Source organism: Bacillus sp. TE8-1, from assembly GCF_008368855.1.
In the GTDB taxonomy this organism is placed as follows: Bacteria; Bacillota; Bacilli; order Bacillales; family Bacillaceae_G; genus Bacillus_A; species Bacillus_A cereus.
Window position 1 is genome coordinate 134951 of the sequence record NZ_QPET01000013.1, and the last position, 15683, is coordinate 150633.

Consider the following 15683-nt stretch of genomic DNA (forward strand, 5'->3'; position numbering starts at 1 on the left):
AGCAAAACCGTTTACTATACATTTGTTTCCTGCATAGCGGCAAATTCATCCTCAGAAATAAGGACATCTCTCGGTTTCGTTCCTCTACCTTCAGAAATAATTCCTTGCGATTCCATCTCTTCAATGAGACGTGCCGCGCGATTATAACCGATGCGGAATTTTCGCTGTACAGAAGATGTGGACGCTCCCCCTTGTTCTACAACAAATTGACATGCATCAAGGAACAATTCGTCTTCCGACTCAGCTTGTTCTGTTTTCGCTAATAAATCCTCTTGCTTAAATAAGTAATTCGGCTTCATTTGCTTTTTCACATGATCAACTGTTTTTTCAATCTCATCATCCGATACATATACACCTTGTACACGAACTGGTTTAGATGTACCGTTCCCTAAGAATAACATATCACCACGGCCAAGTAATTTCTCCGCGCCCCCAATATCAATAATCGTACGCGAATCAACTTGAGATGATACAGTAAACGCAATACGCGTTGGAATGTTTGACTTAATTAAACCTGTAATAACATCTACAGATGGACGCTGCGTCGCTACTAATAAATGAATACCACAAGCACGTGCTTTTTGCGCAATACGACAAATCGCTTCCTCAACATCACCAGGTGCTACCATCATTAAATCGGCTAACTCGTCAATGACAATAACGATATAAGGTAATGTCTCTCCTGGAATTTCTCGCTCACTTACAATCGTATTGTAGCGAGTTAAATCACGAGCACCAGCATGCGCAAACAATTCATAACGGCGTTCCATTTCCTCAACTGCCCATTTTAATGCAGCTGTCGCTGCTTTTACATCCGTAATAACAGGTGCTACAAGATGCGGAACAGAATTGTATGGTGCAAGCTCAACCATCTTCGGATCAATTAACATTAACTTCACTTCATGTGGTTTCGCTTTATATAAAATACTCGTTAAAATGGCGTTAATACACACACTTTTACCTGAACCCGTTGCACCCGCAATAAGTCCGTGCGGCATTTTTCGAATATCCGTTACAATTGGATCCCCTGAAATATCAAGTCCAAGCGCAACAGTAAGCGGTGATTCACTCTTTGTGAATACAGGACTTCTTAAAATTTCGCGAAGAAATACTGGCTTACTTTCTTTATTTGGAACTTCAATTCCAATTGCACTCTTCCCTGGAATCGGCGCTTCAATACGAATATCTTTCGCAGCTAAACTTAACTTAATATCATCACTTAAATTTGTAATTTTATTTACTTTCACACCTGGGTCTGGCTGTACTTCAAAACGAGTTACTGCTGGACCTTGTGATACATTAATAACATGTGCTCCAACATGAAAATTATTAAACGTTGTATCTAATAATTCTTTCTGCTCCTCTAACCATTCTGTATTATCTAACGCTGATTGCTGTGGAATCGACAACAGCGCTAATGGTGGAACAGTATATGTCAGTGGTGTATGCAATACATTTCGCATATCGTTCTCTCTTTGATTTACAACATATGCTTTCTCTTGTACTTCCGTACTTGAAATTGGCTTTTGTACTTGCTCTACCACTACTTGCTGCATTGGTTGCTCTTCCACTTGTGGTTCTACTACTTGCTGCACTGGGCGCTCTTCCACTTGTGGTTCTACTACCACCTGCTGCACTGGGCGTTCTTCCACTTGTGGTTCTACTACCACCTGCTGCATTGGGTTTTCTTCCACTTGTGGTTCTGCTACTACTTGCTGCACTGGGCGTTCTTCCACTTGTGGTTCCGCTACCTCTTGTTGTACTGGCTTATTCTCTACTCGTACATTAGCAGAAGGCTGCATTGCATTTGCTCTAGCTGCATGTCTTTCCATTAATCGTGTTCTATCTTGTTTCAACATAACAACATTAAATGGTACATGGCGCTTTTTCTCACGTTTTGGTTCTTCTTTTTGTACAACTGGTTGCTCTTCTGCGATTGGTGTTTCTTCTATAACTCGTTGCTCTTCTACGACTGGTGTTTCTTCTACAACTCGTTGCTCTTCTACGACTGGCGCTTCTTCTACAACTCGTTGCTCTTCTGCGACCTGTGCTTCTTCTACAACTCGTCTATTTTCCTCTGTTTCTGCAATTAAAACATTCGCAAAGCTTTGAACATCTTTCTTCGTTTGTTCATCAGCCTCAGCAACATGTATGAATTCACTCTTTTGTTCAATTGCTTCCACTTCTTCTGACTCTTCGCAATTACTTCCACTTCTTCTAACTCTTCTGCTTCCGCAATTACTTCAGCTTCTTCTGACTCTTCTGCTTCCGCAATTACTTCCACTTCTTCTGACTCTTCCGCTTCTGCAATTATTCTTCTGACTCTTCTGCTTCCGCAATTACTTCCACTTCTTCTGACTCTTCTGTTTCTGCAATTACTTCAGCTTCTTCTGACTCTTCTGCTTCCGCAATTACTTCCACTTCTTCTGACTCTTCCGTTTCTACAATTACTTCTACTTTTGACACTTCTTCTGGTATTTCCACAATGATTGTTTCTTCAAGTTTTTCTTCTGCTTTGACAATCACTGATTCTTCTGGAGCTTGCTTTTCTACTTCAATAGTAGGTTGTTTTATTTCTGTGTTACGTTTAATTTCTTCTGATAATATTGTATCCTCGTGCTCTACTTTAGAAGCTACTAATTCTTCTTGTAGATTGTTTTCGTTTAACACCACTACATCTTTTTCTAGCTTAGCACTTTCCATCTGCTCAGCTACTGTTTTATGAAGTAATTCATCCGCTGAAACTTCCTGCGGTGTACTCATTTCTTGAATCACTTTTTTTTCTTCTACTAAAGGCACTTGGCGTTCGATTTCATAACCGTTTTTCTCTAGCCATTGATCAACTACTGACTTTTCTTCCTTTTTATTCTCTTCATATTGTTGCTCTCCTTGCTGGTTAGCAGCTCTATGACTAGAAGAAGTTGGTGCTTGTCCTTCTGAGAAATCAGATAATTTATATCCTTTTTTCTCTAACCATGCATCAACGACTGATTTACCCTCTACAGATATTTCAAGGTCTTCTCTTTCCTTTACTTCCTCCTGCTTTTCTTCCTTTTTCTCTACTGAAGGACGATTATATCCATAAATTGGCGAAATCATTTCTGTTGGACGAAATGGTCTACGGTTACTCTCTTGCGAAGGTGCAGATGCCTTTTTAACGACAGACTCCCGCACCGGTTCATATTGCACTTCCGGCTCTTCATATGTAGAAACTACCTTTTCCACATACGGTCGTCTGCTTCTTTCCACCTTTATTCCTCTTTGGGCAGTAGGTTCTTCATATGTTACTCCTTGAACAGGTTGTTCTTCGAAGCGATTTACTTCGCTTTCATCCTCTTCATCGAACCCATTATCCGGTACTAAAGGAAAACGGCATTTACCTGCATTCCTACTTGCCATTTGTGCTTCTCTTGCTTCAGTGTAGTGGTTTACACGAGGAATTTTCGGCTGACTTTCAATTTGCTTTGGTACTTCTTTATTCATCGCTGTTTGTTCTTCCTCTTTGTTAAACAGCTTTTTCATCCAATCTAACATGCTTACCACTCTTTCTACTAAATAGTAACATCCTTTATTGTATCAGCATTCGGCAAAAAGTGCAGGTAAAATTAAGCATGTCATATTTATCCACAATATTCTAATTTACGAGTGTTTCATATGGAAAAACGCAGCCTTTCATGTAAGACTGCGCTTAAGCTTTACTCTTCCGATATGCATCTATACTACCCGTTACACTTTGCAATAAAGAATTTACATACTGCGGGTCAGATAATTTTTTATCTTCTTCATGGTTTGACATAAACCCAAGTTCTAATAACACACCAGGAACCTTTGCCCAATTAAATCCAGAAAGATCATCCCGAAATTTAATTCCATTTACTTTCACTTGCTGGTTCTCCCTCATTTTATTTACAATCATTTGAGAGATTTGAAGACTTTCCGCATAAATTTCTTTCGTATACGGACTTCCTTCTGCCGGCGTCAATACAGCAAATCCACTTTCGTTTGGATTTTCAGAACCATCTGCATGAAGACGTAAAAATAAATTCGCCTTATGATTATTTGCGAATGTCGCCCGTTCTTTATTACTTATATCAACGTCTTGTGATGTTCTCGTCATTAATACTTGTATCCCTTTTGCTTCAAGCTTTTCTTTTAATAAAAAAGCCATTTCTAATACAAGTACAGCCTCTCTCTTTTTCGTCACAACACCTGTTGTACCGTCTGTCACTTTATATTTTTGCGTTGTTGCCCCTGGTCCAATTGGCTCTAAATTTAAATTCGCTTTTTGTTGATGCCCTGGATCAATAACGACGAGAAACTTCTCTTGTTTTTCATTACTCTCTACTTTTTGTTCATTATTTTGCACTGGTTGCTCAATTGGCTGCACTGGCGTAGTTTCTTCTTTCTTTTCCTCAGATGATACTTCCTCTTGCTTATGTTCTACTTGCTCATTCGTTTGAATTGCTTGCAATTCTTCGTTTTTTTCTTGTTCTTGCTGTTTTTCTACCGGTGCGTCTTCTTTGGTATCTTTGTTTTTCTCTTGTATAGAAGATGTAGTTTCTTTTTTCGGCTGCTCTTGTGAACAACCGGCCATATATATTCCAATGAATGCAATCATGCTCATTATTTTTATATACTTCATACTTCTCTCCCATCACTTTGCACCAGATTCAAAGTTTTTCTTATAATTGCCCTATAATCTCATCCATATTTCCAATATAAACTGGCTGCCATTTTTCTGTACCACGTTCTGCAGTATAAACCGGATAAGCGTCATCATCTATATTTACGAAAACTGGATCGCCCATATCCGTTTCATATCCAATTGTAATCCATCCTTCTTGCCACTTTCCGTTTTCTTCACTTATTAATGAATTTTTATGTTTATCGTATCGGTAACCGATTTGTCCTTTTTCTAATTCACTTTCACTAAACACATATATTTCATAAGTACCTAGCTCAATATCTTGCTGTTTTGAAGTTTCAATTCGTTTTAGAAGTTCTGCGATTTTTATTTGTTGTTTCATACGTCTATCCCCTTCTATTTTTCTAAATTTTAACTAGTTTGTTTATAAAATACAATATAGATTTTAAGAAAAAAGGTGACATCCTTATAATATGAATGATTTTTTGAATATATCTGTCAAAACTCTCAATATATCAACAATTTTTCAAATATATCTATCGTAACTCTACATATATCAACGATTTTTCAAATATATCTATCGTAACTCTACATATATCAACGATTTTTCAAATATATCTATCGTAACTCTACATATATCAACGATTTTTTAAATATATCTATCACAACTCTCAATATATCAACGATTTTTCAAATATATCTATCGTAACTCTACATATATCAACGATTTTTCAAATATATCTATCGTAACTCTACATATATCAACGATTTTTCAAATATATCTATCGTAACTCTACATATATCAACGATTCGACACGGAATATCGACTTACCAACAAAAAATGACAAAACAAAAAGAGAGACTGTCCAAAAGGACAACCTCTCTCTTCTTATATCAATTAAAATTTAAACTCTTGTCCAACTTCAAAGCTATCTTCTAATACAAGAATACCTTTTTCTTGTGGAGCATCTGGAAGCTCTAATTCACGTGCAGAGCAGATCATTCCAGAAGAAGGAACACCGCGAAGTTCTGCTGGTTTAATTAACATACCACTTGGCATTACAGCACCAATTTTTGCAACGACAACTTTTTGTCCTGCATCAACGTTTGGTGCACCACATACTATTTGTAATGTTTCTGTACCGATTTCTACTTTACAGATGTTTAGCTTGTCAGCATTTGGATGCTTTTCTTTTTCAGCTACATAGCCTACAACAAATTTCGGAGAAAGATCTGCTTCTACTGTTTCTTCAAAGCCATTCTTCGCTAAAATTTCGTTGATTTTCTCTACAAGCTCTTTCGTTAATGTAAGGTTGCCTGTTTCTTTTACTTCTAAGTAAGAAGATGCATTAAAGATGTTGAATCCTGCTGTTACATTGCTTTCACGATCGTATACGCGTGCAACATCTCCTTTGCGATCAAAAGTACGGTTCTCTAAAGTAATATCTTGTAAGGCAACAATTAAAGTGTCACCAATTCCTTCAAGGTTGTAAAAAACGTTCACTTCGTTCATCCTTTCTCTTTTCCATCTGTCTTCTTCCGATTTTTCGCTAAAATAAAGATTGGTTCAAATTCTCCATCTTCATATACGAATGAAAGTGATGTAATCGGAACATGCCCTTCGGCAAAAAATTTCATTGTCATTTGTGCAATAATATCATAACCGATTTCGTTGACGATATCAGCAATAATTAATACATCTTGGTGAGGAACAGCAACAACCATGTCACCAGAAATCTTTTCACGCATCGATTGTAGTAACGATTCGTTTAAAATACGAGTCGCGTCATACCCATCATTTGTGTTTAAAAAGTAGAATGTATTACCCGCTACTGTGTCTTGTTTAAATTCATAACCTAATGAGCGTGCGTTGAATAATGCCATTTCACGCACTTGCTGTTCTGTAAGTTCTAATTTTTGTAATAGACGCTCATCAATTAGTCGATACGTTTTATTCGAATCTAGCGCGTAGTAAATACGTGTTTCCGCCGTATGATCCGTCATAATAAACGGATTTCCTTCTTCTGCTTGTTTCGGGAAAGAAGTAGAGCGAATAACAGGTAAAATTTTCGCTCCGCTATTTTCTTCTTTATGCATCGCAATTAGCGCTTCTTGTACGTAATAAGCAACTTCTTCAATTGCCTTTTCCTTGTTCACTTCCCATTTTGCCACAACTCCTGGAAGCGATACGTTAATACCTTTTTTGGAGTCTTTTTGTTCAATACGTAAAACTTCTTTCTCACTATCATACTGAAAGTCCCATTCTGGGCGAGATAATTTCTTTATTAACTCATCTTTCATCTTTTTACTTGTCATCTTCATCTCTTTTTTCCTCCCTTCCAAAAAAATAACCTCCCCCGCGAAGGTAGAGGTTGTTTTACAATTCAATTGGCAAATTGCCTTATTTTAAACCTTCAATGAACTCTTCGATTTGTTCTTGTGTTTTACGATCTTTGTTTACATAGCGACCAGTTTCTTCACCTTTATTGTACGCTACAAAGCTCGGAATGCCAAATACGTCTAATTTTACACATAGATCAATAAACTCATCACGATCTACATAGTAAAATGAGAAATCACTATATTTCTCTTCTACTTCTGGCATAAATGGATCTACAAAGCGGCAGTCTGGGCACCATTCTGCTGAGAACATAAAGACTACATTCTCTTCATTTTTTAACTGTTGGAATTGCTCCATGCTTTCTAATGACTTCATCTATATTTCCTCCTCTAACGGGTGCATTTTTCATGTTATAATCTTTCTTTTATACTACCATACATCGCGCACGGTGCAAGGTTTATGCTTGCTTTTTGTCATACTTATATTGCCCAACTAACAACTTAACAACGTGTACAAATAATTCCGTGCGGTCGACATAATCATCTGTAAAAATACCGATAGCACCTTCGTGACTACGAATATCTTTTCGCTGCACAAACTCTTCCATCACTTCGCTTAATTCCTTACCATCTTCAAGAGGTGCTAAAAAATCGTCTGGTAACGTAATACGCGCTCCTCCGGCCACAAATACTTTCCCATCCATTGTTGCTAGCGCGCCCCAGTTACACATAAATAAACCGTGCTCCGTTTTCATTACGCCGCCTTCTAGCCCAATACCAATTGGAGCTTCTCCTTCCTCTAGCGCTCGCTTCGCTCTATTAATCGCTCCTTGCATCGTCTCTTCATCTGAGAAAGGCTGAGCTGATACTCCTGACGGAACAGAAAGAGATGTAATTTCAGCATCTTTCCAAACCTTCTCCACAGCGCCAACCTTCGTTTTATTCTTTGATCCTACTACTACTTTCATTTCGTTCACCTCTATAAAAATTCATCATTCTATTCTAATATCCCTATCAGATACGAATTAAGCATCAACCACTACCACATATCACCAAGTCATCTATTCAGCCTAAAAAAGAAGGTTTTTTCTAGCAACATTACCGTCTTCAAAAACAAAAACAGCCTTCCTCTCACTTCCTACTTGGGGTCTTCATACATCATTCGAACACCAATTAAGCACTGACCACTCCCACTCATGGATGGGTCATCTATTCAATCTAAAAAAAGAAGGTTTTTTCTAACAACATTACCGTCTTCAAAAACAAAAACAGCCTTCCTCTCACTTCCTACTTGGAGTCTTCATACATCATTCGAACACCAATTAAGCACTGACCGCTCCCACTCATCGCTGGGTCATCTATTCAATCTAAAAAAGAAGGTTTTTTCTAACAACATTACCGTCTTCAAAAACAAAAACAGCCTTCCTCTCTTTTCCTATCCAGGGTCTTAATACACCATTCGAGCACCAATTAGGCACTGACCATTCCCACTCATGGATGGGTCATCTATTCAAGCTAAAAAAAGAAAGGCTCTTCAGCCCTTCTTCCTCTCTACGCGTTATTCTTAATTGTCTCTAACGTCGTTTTATCTGTTGTTCTTACAAGCTTCGTAATTAATTCTTTCGCCGCTGCATAATCATCAACATGTAAAATTGAAGCATGTGTATGAACGTAGCGCGCACAAACACCAATTACTGCTGATGGGATACCAGAGTTACTTGTATGTACACGGCCCGCATCTGTACCACCTTGTGAAATAAAGTATTGGTACGGAATGTTGTTTGTTTCTGCTGTATCTAAAATGAATTCGCGTATTCCTCTATGTGTTACCATCGTGCGATCGTAAATACGAAGAAGAGCACCTTTTCCTAATTGACCGAACTGTGTTTTGTCACCAGATGCATCGTTTGCTGGACTTGCATCAAGCGCATAGAAAATATCTGGTTGAATCATATTTGCAGCTGTTTGCGCTCCGCGGAGCCCTACTTCTTCTTGTACAGTAGCACCAGAATATAATGTATTTGGTAATGTTTCATCTTTTAATTCTTTTAATAATTCGATTGCAAGACCACATCCGTAACGGTTGTCCCAAGCTTTCGCCATAATTTTCTTCTCATTTGCCATCGGTGTAAACGGGCAGATTGGCACGATTTGTTGTCCTGGTTTTACACCAATCTCAATCGCATCTTCATAGCTATCTGCACCTATATCAATTAACATATTTTTTATATCCATCGGTTTTGCACGTTGCGCGTCACTTAATAAATGAGGAGGAATAGAACCAACAACCCCAATAACAGGACCATTCTTCGTCATAACTTGTACACGCTGTGCTAATAAAACTTGGCTCCACCAGCCGCCTAACGTTTGAAAACGAAGCATTCCGTTTTTCGTAATTTGCGTAACCATGAAACCTACTTCATCCATATGACCTGCTACAAGAACACGCGGGCCAGTTTCGTCCCCTTTTTTCAGACCAAATACGCTACCTAAACCGTCTTGTACAATTTCATCCGCATATTTGCTTAATTCTTGTTTCATAAAACGGCGTACATCATGTTCAAAACCTGATGCACCTTGTAATTCTGTTAACGTACGAAATAATTGTAATGTCTCTTTATTCACGAAGTCCCCTTCTTTCAAACCTTAGTAGAATACCTCTTTTATTGTAACGAAATTTTCGAAATGTTTCTAGTTTCTTCTTTTTTAGCTGTATTTGCTTTATAATTATTATCGGTACACTATTTTTATTTTATAGAATTGAGGTGAATATATGAGCTGGAAAGGTTTAGTAGCAGGTCTTGGCGTTGGGTTCGCAGCTGGTTATCTCGTTGCAAACAAAGTACAAGAACAATCCCATATTTCTTCAGAAAAAGCATTGAAAATGGTGAAACAAGCATTAAGTCATAAAGGTGAAATTACTGGCTCTTGGGTACATATGGTTCCAGAGACATTTGAAAAATATGATGTCGCATATGAAGTTTATCGCGGCGGTCTTACAACAATGTTAAATGATATACAAGAACGATTTGAATTTTTAGTTGATGCTAAAACAGGTACTGTTTTAGAGGTTATAGCAGCATAAAAAGGAGGGTTCCCATTAGGTGAACCTCTTATTTTTTAATTGTGGGTATTGATTAAAATTATATCAGCGATTTCCCAATTATATCGATTTATCAACAAAACCCGACAATAAAAAAGAGGCTGCTCCAATAAATATGATGGAACAACCTCCTATTTTTATGCTTCTATACTCGTTTTCCGTTCTATTTTTTCTACGATATGCCCTTCCTCATTCCACTTCACAGCGCGATAATATGCATCATGGTAAAACGTAAACCATGCCTCTTTTTCAGCACCATACTTCATCCACTTTTGCTTATTTTCAATCGAGGTCATCGGATAATCATCGTATGCCATTACCCATAATACATTTTGATGCGCATGCGTCGGTAAGAGATCCGCTAAGTGTAGCATCGTTTCCCCTTGACTCTCCAAAGCGATAACTGCATGTCCATCACTATGACCACCCGTACGCGCCATCTTGATTTCATCTGTAATTTCTATTTCTTGCTGGAACGTAACAACTTGATCTACAATTGGCTCCCAATTTTCCTTCCAATATGTATTACGTGATCTAATGTTTGGATTCCTCATTTCATTCCATTCTGTTTCACTTACGTAAACTTTCGCATTTGGAAATGACGGTACAAGGTGATCATCTTCCCATTTTGTTAGACCAGATGCATGATCAAAATGAAGATGTGTCATCAAGACGTAGTCGATATCTTCAGGCTTTAATCCTAATTTTTCTAATGATTCATAAACCGATGATTCTTCTGTTACACCTTGATTTCGTTTCATCTTCTCATTCAACTTACCGTTTCCTATCCCGGAATCAATGAGCATATTTCCATCTTTTGTTTGCAAAAGTAACGGATCTGTTCGTAAATAAATATGATTTGTATCATTATGTTTATATTTACGTGACCAAAGTACTTTCGGCACGACTCCAAACATTGCTCCTCCATCTAAATGTGTATTCCCGCCTTTTAACCACGTTACTTTTATATCTCCAATTTGTAACTGTTCCATTACACATCCCCCTTTTCAATTAATCTTAACATAAAATTCTGATTATTTTAGATGTAAAAAAACCTACGCATTACTGCATAGGCTCTGTACGATATTTTGCTTCAACTCGGTAAATACGATGACCTTTACTAGAGAATTTCTCTTCGTATTCAGTCATGATGTTACCTTCAAAGTCGCTGTTATGAAGATCTAAGCTTAAGTACGTTAGTAACATACCGTACTCAGCCATACTCATAAGAGAATATTCAAATAAACCTTGGTTATCTGTTTTGAAATGAATTTCTCCGCCTTCTACTAACACTTCTTCGTAATTACGTAAAAATGTTTTATACGTTAAACGACGCTTCGTATGACGTTTCTTTGGCCATGGATCTGAGAAGTTTAAATAAACGCGATCAATTTCACCTTTCGCAAAGAAAACTGTTAAATCTTCAGCATCTTTATTAATTAACTTTAAGTTTGGTAATTCTTCTTCAATTAATTTATCAAGTGCATCTACAACAACACTTGTGAATTTTTCAATTCCAATATAATTAATATGTGGATTCGCTTTCGCCATATCATACATGAAGCGGCCACGACCTGTACCTACTTCAATGTGAATTGGTTGTTCGTTTCCAAATACTTCTTTCCAGCTACCAGCGCGCTCCTCTGGGTTTCCGATTACGATATGTGAATATTCATTAATTCGATCCATTGCATACGGTTTATGTCTTAAACGCATAGATGTTTCCCTCTCTTTACATAGCTATTTTAAAGGAATAATTCCTTCTTTCTTTTTTAATCAATCTACCAAACAAAAAACCAAGTACGTACGAGCACTCGGTCCGTTTCTTTCAAGTATAAGATGTACCATTTTGATAAAAACTACATACAGCATTAAACATTCCATGACGAAACAGCTTTTTCTCTTACATTTGAAGAGAAAAACAATCGAAAGGATGATCCGTTCATGCCAATTAATCAACAACATCAATTAGAAGTGCTGAAAGATATTTTAGTCAACCACCAAAGTGATTGCTGCGGGACAGTTTCAGAATGCGAGCAATTAGAGCGCCTCATTCAATCGTTACTCGCAAACGATAATATAAGTAGTGACGCTAAAACAATGCTAAACGATGTATATTCTTATAGTCAATCGGGTAAATCTTCCTCTAATTTGGACAACCATATTTCCAATAATCAAGAACAACTTACTCAGTGGATTGCTGGAATGGACAATTTTTCTTAAGTATCATTCTGAAGCAAGTAGTTGCTGTAAATATTGATGCCAATATTCAGCTTCTGCTTGCTGTTTTTTTGTTGTATGCCATTGAATAGACAAAATCGTTTGTGCTATCACATACCATCTCATACGCCTAAGCAGCGATTCATCCATTTCAATATCATAGTAACCGAGCCACTCACTCCATTCCTGGCGCGGAATGTACCAATATAATAACATACCGAGGTCTAGAGCTGGGTCAGCAATTACAGCTCCATCCCAATCAATTAAAAACAATTCATCTTCATCCGACAATAGCCAGTTGTTATGGTTTACATCACAATGGCATACAACGAATTCATTGTATTCAATAGCTTTTAATGAATCCATTAAATATTGAAGGCCTTGCTGAATTGTTTCATCATCCCTTATATCTCCTCTTAAAACGAGTTGCAGTTGTTGTAATAACTCTTGTGCGTGAAGCGGCTGCTTCCCAAGTCTTTGAATCATCTGTACAAGCGCTTTAGAGGAGTGTATTTTCTTCAAAAGTTTCGCAACACGTTCTAGTTTCATATCCTCTGGCTCTAGCTTCTGTCCCGGAAGCCATTTTTGAGCAGAAATTACATCACCATTCGTTACCCTTCTTGTCCAAAGTAATTTTGGAACAATTCCTTCTGCTGACAATACCGCTAAAAAGGGCGATGTATTCCGCTTTAAAAATAACTTCTGTTGTCCGTTTTGCGCAATATATGCATCGCCCGTTACTCCACCAGCCGGTACAAGACTCCACTCTTTTCCTAATAATTGTTCCAACCATTCCATATTCATTACCCGTTAACAAATCCTTATCTTTTATAGTTATGAAAAGAAAAACCGCAACATTTCTACACATGTTGTGGATTCATATATTTTACTGTAAATGAAAAGAAAAATTAGCCTAAGCCAAAAATCCTCTATTTTATTTTACAAAACCTGTCATAGAATGACAACTTATCAAAATCGTCACCTTTGTCAATTCTACATTTATTACATTCTCATCGTCAAGTAGCGATTTGTCACATTATCGTCAATATATACGTGCTAATTGGAGCGAGCTTAAGTTCCTTTCCTCTAAATGAAGAAATTGGCTCTATTTTCGCTTCGTTTTCGTTTACTAACACATGCCACGTTGCTTCTTTCGGGAGTTGCACAGTTTTAGCTTCTAAACCGCTATTAAATAAGACGATAATCTCTTTCCACGGCCCAAACGTTTCTACATGCTCTAGGTGATATGCAAGTACTTCTGTAGATGTTTGTAAAAAAGTCATATGTTTTTTTATAAGGTCTGCGCTTTGTAATCGGAATGCCCCATGCTCTTTACGAATCGCAATTAAACCTTTTATATAGTTAACGGTCTCTATCTCTTTCTCTTTTTGATCCCAATCTAATTGATTGATCTCATCATTTGCATTATAACTATTTTCATTTCCTTTCTTCGTACGATAAAACTCTTGCCCTGCGTGTAAGAAAGGAATGCCTTGTGAAAGAATAACCATTGCGCTCGCTAACAGGTGACGTTTTTTCAAAATCGTTTCTGATTCTTCATTACTGCGCACTAGTTTATCCCACATCGTCATATTATCATGACATTCTACATAGTTAATGCTTTGCGCTGGCTCTAGAAACAGCCCTGTTTCTTTCATACTTAAAAGACTTCCTGCTGCAATATACTGCAAATGATTACAGTCTACATGCCCACCAAATGCAAAACCACGCTTATTTATATGAAATGTACTCCCTTTTATCCCATCACGAAATTGATCATTAAACTGCGCGATATGTGGCATTTTCTTCGCATTATTTAACGTTGCTTTTTCTTTGGCAGGAAGCGGTGTTTGTAAATCCCATCCTTCTCCTAATAACAAAGCATCTCTTTTTATGTTTCGCACTTCTTTTTCTATCATATTCATTGTATCAACATCTAAAATTCCCATTAAGTCGAATCGGAATCCATCGACATTGTATTCAGTAAGCCAATATAAAATAGACTCTACAATGAATTTCCTCATCATTTTCCGTTCAGACGCTATATCATTTCCGACTCCCGTCCCATTAGAAGGCATACCATCTTCACCATGACGAAAATAATATCCTGGAACAAGCTTTTCAAATGATGATAGCTCTCTTTCATAAACATGATTATATACAACATCTATAATCACCCTAATACCTTGTTTATGAAATGTTTCAATTAGTTGTTTGCACTCAACTATCCTGTTATACGGATCAGAGGGGTTTGTAGCATAATATCCTGTTGGTGCATTGTAATATAATGGATTATATCCCCAATTATAGGCGGACGAAGGATTCGCCTCATCTACACCACCGAAACAATATAAAGGTAATAGTTCAACATGTGTAACACCTAAATCTTTTATATGAGACAACCCTGTTAATGTCCCATTCCGTCCTGTTGTTCCCTCTTCCATCAATCCTTTATATGTTCCCTTTTGAATTACTCCACTATTTGGATGTATAGTCGCATCACGAATATGCAGTTCATACAATATGGCATCTGTCATTGATTGTAATGTTGGTAATCCCTCTCGTCTTGTTACATTCGTTTTTTCTAAATTGATAACAACACCATGTTTTCCATTTACCGTCACCGACTTTGCATAAGGATCCACAGCTTCGTTCCATATTAAATTAATACAAACAAGAAATGTATAGCGTGCTCCGTCTAAATCACCTTGTAATGTTTGAATCCAAACTCCGTTTTCTCCCCTGTACATTTCATGATCGGCATATTCTTTATTGCTCTTATAAATTCTTACTTTCGCAAGCCTTGCAGTTGGGGCCCATACTTTAAATGTCGTTTCTTCTTTTTGATAAACAGCACCTAAATCTGTACCTTCGTAATAATACTTTTCATCGAAAATTTTTGTTCGAATAACAGCACCTATTTGTAAATCAGTTTCTTCATTCCGTTCATCTCGTACTGTATAATACTTCCCCACATCTAGCGGCTCTTCTATAAAGCACTCATACTTCGTTGCATCTGGAAGCGCAATCGTATGAGCAATCGGTAAATCTTTCACATTACTTCCTTCTTGCAAACGAAATGTCCGACTTGTTCCATACGCATGTGGGAGCAAAATTGTAATTTTATTCATTTCATCTAAATAGGCATCAAATGGACGTTTTACTTTCAACATAAAAAAATCACCATCATTCTCAAAGTTAAAATAAAGTGAAACTTTAATGAGCGAGAAAATTTCTCCATCCTCACTTATTATTAGCCTTCACCAATTAGGCGAGATAAAATGAGCTGCAAATGATAAGGCTTTTCTTATCAACAAGACTCTATACAGTAACTCCATTCTTCTCTATAGTATATTCACCTGCATAAAAAACGTT

The 15683-nt window shown here is 37.3% G+C and carries 13 protein-coding genes and 1 pseudogene; 2 read left to right on the forward strand and 12 right to left on the reverse strand.

Annotated features, from left to right (window positions below):
- Positions 1-14: 14 nt before the first annotated feature.
- From DN404_RS31195 to DN404_RS11595, 8 genes and pseudogenes are all read right to left on the reverse strand, one after another.
- Positions 15-3534: pseudogene (locus DN404_RS31195) on the reverse strand (DNA translocase FtsK).
- 154 nt (positions 3535-3688) lie between these two features.
- On the reverse strand, positions 3689-4642 hold the full coding sequence (locus DN404_RS11560; RefSeq protein WP_149215080.1) for an N-acetylmuramoyl-L-alanine amidase: 954 nt from the start codon (positions 4640-4642) through the stop codon (positions 3689-3691).
- 40 nt (positions 4643-4682) lie between these two features.
- Positions 4683-5027, reverse strand: coding sequence for a hypothetical protein (locus DN404_RS11565; protein ID WP_000813166.1), 345 nt, complete (start codon positions 5025-5027; stop codon positions 4683-4685).
- A gap of 516 nt (positions 5028-5543) precedes the next feature.
- Positions 5544-6158: a YtpR family tRNA-binding protein gene (ytpR, locus tag DN404_RS11575; RefSeq protein WP_001006770.1), complete on the reverse strand. Its 615-nt coding sequence runs from the start codon at positions 6156-6158 to the stop codon at positions 5544-5546.
- The gene (locus DN404_RS11580; RefSeq protein WP_000784588.1) at positions 6155-6967 is read right to left on the reverse strand and encodes a DUF1444 domain-containing protein; all 813 of its coding nucleotides are present in this window, start codon (positions 6965-6967) and stop codon (positions 6155-6157) included. Before DN404_RS11580 ends, ytpR begins: the two co-directional genes overlap by 4 nt.
- Before the next feature lie 79 nt (positions 6968-7046).
- Entirely contained in the window at positions 7047-7361 is a 315-nt protein-coding gene (locus DN404_RS11585) for a thioredoxin family protein (RefSeq protein ID WP_000838193.1), read from the reverse strand.
- A gap of 82 nt (positions 7362-7443) precedes the next feature.
- Positions 7444-7953: a DUF84 family protein gene (locus tag DN404_RS11590; protein WP_000869940.1), complete on the reverse strand. Its 510-nt coding sequence runs from the start codon at positions 7951-7953 to the stop codon at positions 7444-7446.
- 583 nt (positions 7954-8536) lie between these two features.
- Complete coding sequence (locus DN404_RS11595; protein WP_001031514.1) at positions 8537-9610, reverse strand: M42 family metallopeptidase; 1074 nt, start codon at positions 9608-9610, stop codon at positions 8537-8539.
- A gap of 148 nt (positions 9611-9758) precedes the next feature.
- Here DN404_RS11595 and DN404_RS11600 point away from each other — a divergent pair, with 148 nt between their 5' ends.
- The gene (locus tag DN404_RS11600; RefSeq protein ID WP_000118543.1) at positions 9759-10070 is read left to right on the forward strand and encodes a PepSY domain-containing protein; all 312 of its coding nucleotides are present in this window, start codon (positions 9759-9761) and stop codon (positions 10068-10070) included.
- Positions 10071-10225: 155 nt separating this feature from the next.
- Here DN404_RS11600 and DN404_RS11605 read toward each other — a convergent pair whose 3' ends face one another.
- Together DN404_RS11605 and trmB are read right to left on the reverse strand one after the other, a co-directional pair.
- Positions 10226-11080 carry a YtnP family quorum-quenching lactonase gene (locus DN404_RS11605; protein WP_000436855.1) on the reverse strand — a complete coding sequence of 285 codons (855 nt, stop codon included), beginning with the start codon at positions 11078-11080 and terminating at the stop codon, positions 10226-10228.
- A gap of 70 nt (positions 11081-11150) precedes the next feature.
- Positions 11151-11804, reverse strand: a complete 654-nt coding sequence (gene trmB / locus DN404_RS11610) for a tRNA (guanosine(46)-N7)-methyltransferase TrmB (RefSeq protein ID WP_001239385.1) — start codon at positions 11802-11804, stop codon at positions 11151-11153.
- A gap of 228 nt (positions 11805-12032) precedes the next feature.
- Here trmB and DN404_RS11615 point away from each other — a divergent pair, with 228 nt between their 5' ends.
- Positions 12033-12311 (forward strand): YtzH-like family protein, encoded by a 279-nt coding sequence (locus DN404_RS11615; RefSeq protein WP_001122235.1) that lies wholly within the window; start codon positions 12033-12035, stop codon positions 12309-12311.
- A 3-nt stretch (positions 12312-12314) separates the two neighbouring features.
- Here DN404_RS11615 and DN404_RS11620 read toward each other — a convergent pair whose 3' ends face one another.
- Both DN404_RS11620 and pulA read right to left on the reverse strand, forming a co-directional pair.
- Positions 12315-13112 carry a phosphotransferase family protein gene (locus DN404_RS11620; protein WP_001986674.1) on the reverse strand — a complete coding sequence of 266 codons (798 nt, stop codon included), beginning with the start codon at positions 13110-13112 and terminating at the stop codon, positions 12315-12317.
- 227 nt (positions 13113-13339) lie between these two features.
- Positions 13340-15481 carry a type I pullulanase gene (gene pulA / locus DN404_RS11625; protein ID WP_149215081.1) on the reverse strand — a complete coding sequence of 714 codons (2142 nt, stop codon included), beginning with the start codon at positions 15479-15481 and terminating at the stop codon, positions 13340-13342.
- Between the last annotated feature and the right edge of the window lie 202 nt (positions 15482-15683).

Excerpts from the sequence above, each read along its gene's own strand:
- DN404_RS11560 (WP_149215080.1), bottom strand. The coding sequence starts at position 4,642 with ATGAAGTATATAAAAATAATGAGCATGATTGCATTCATTGGAATATAT.
- DN404_RS11565 (WP_000813166.1), bottom strand. The coding sequence starts at position 5,027 with ATGAAACAACAAATAAAAATCGCAGAACTTCTAAAACGAATTGAAACT.
- ytpR (WP_001006770.1), bottom strand. The coding sequence starts at position 6,158 with ATGAACGAAGTGAACGTTTTTTACAACCTTGAAGGAATTGGTGACACT.
- DN404_RS11580 (WP_000784588.1), bottom strand. The coding sequence starts at position 6,967 with ATGAAGATGACAAGTAAAAAGATGAAAGATGAGTTAATAAAGAAATTA.
- DN404_RS11585 (WP_000838193.1), bottom strand. The coding sequence starts at position 7,361 with ATGAAGTCATTAGAAAGCATGGAGCAATTCCAACAGTTAAAAAATGAA.
- DN404_RS11590 (WP_000869940.1), bottom strand. The coding sequence starts at position 7,953 with ATGAAAGTAGTAGTAGGATCAAAGAATAAAACGAAGGTTGGCGCTGTG.
- DN404_RS11600 (WP_000118543.1), top strand. The coding sequence starts at position 9,759 with ATGAGCTGGAAAGGTTTAGTAGCAGGTCTTGGCGTTGGGTTCGCAGCT.
- DN404_RS11605 (WP_000436855.1), bottom strand. The coding sequence starts at position 11,080 with ATGGAACAGTTACAAATTGGAGATATAAAAGTAACGTGGTTAAAAGGC.
- trmB (WP_001239385.1), bottom strand. The coding sequence starts at position 11,804 with ATGCGTTTAAGACATAAACCGTATGCAATGGATCGAATTAATGAATAT.
- DN404_RS11615 (WP_001122235.1), top strand. The coding sequence starts at position 12,033 with ATGCCAATTAATCAACAACATCAATTAGAAGTGCTGAAAGATATTTTA.
- DN404_RS11620 (WP_001986674.1), bottom strand. The coding sequence starts at position 13,112 with ATGAATATGGAATGGTTGGAACAATTATTAGGAAAAGAGTGGAGTCTT.
- pulA (WP_149215081.1), bottom strand. The coding sequence starts at position 15,481 with ATGTTGAAAGTAAAACGTCCATTTGATGCCTATTTAGATGAAATGAAT.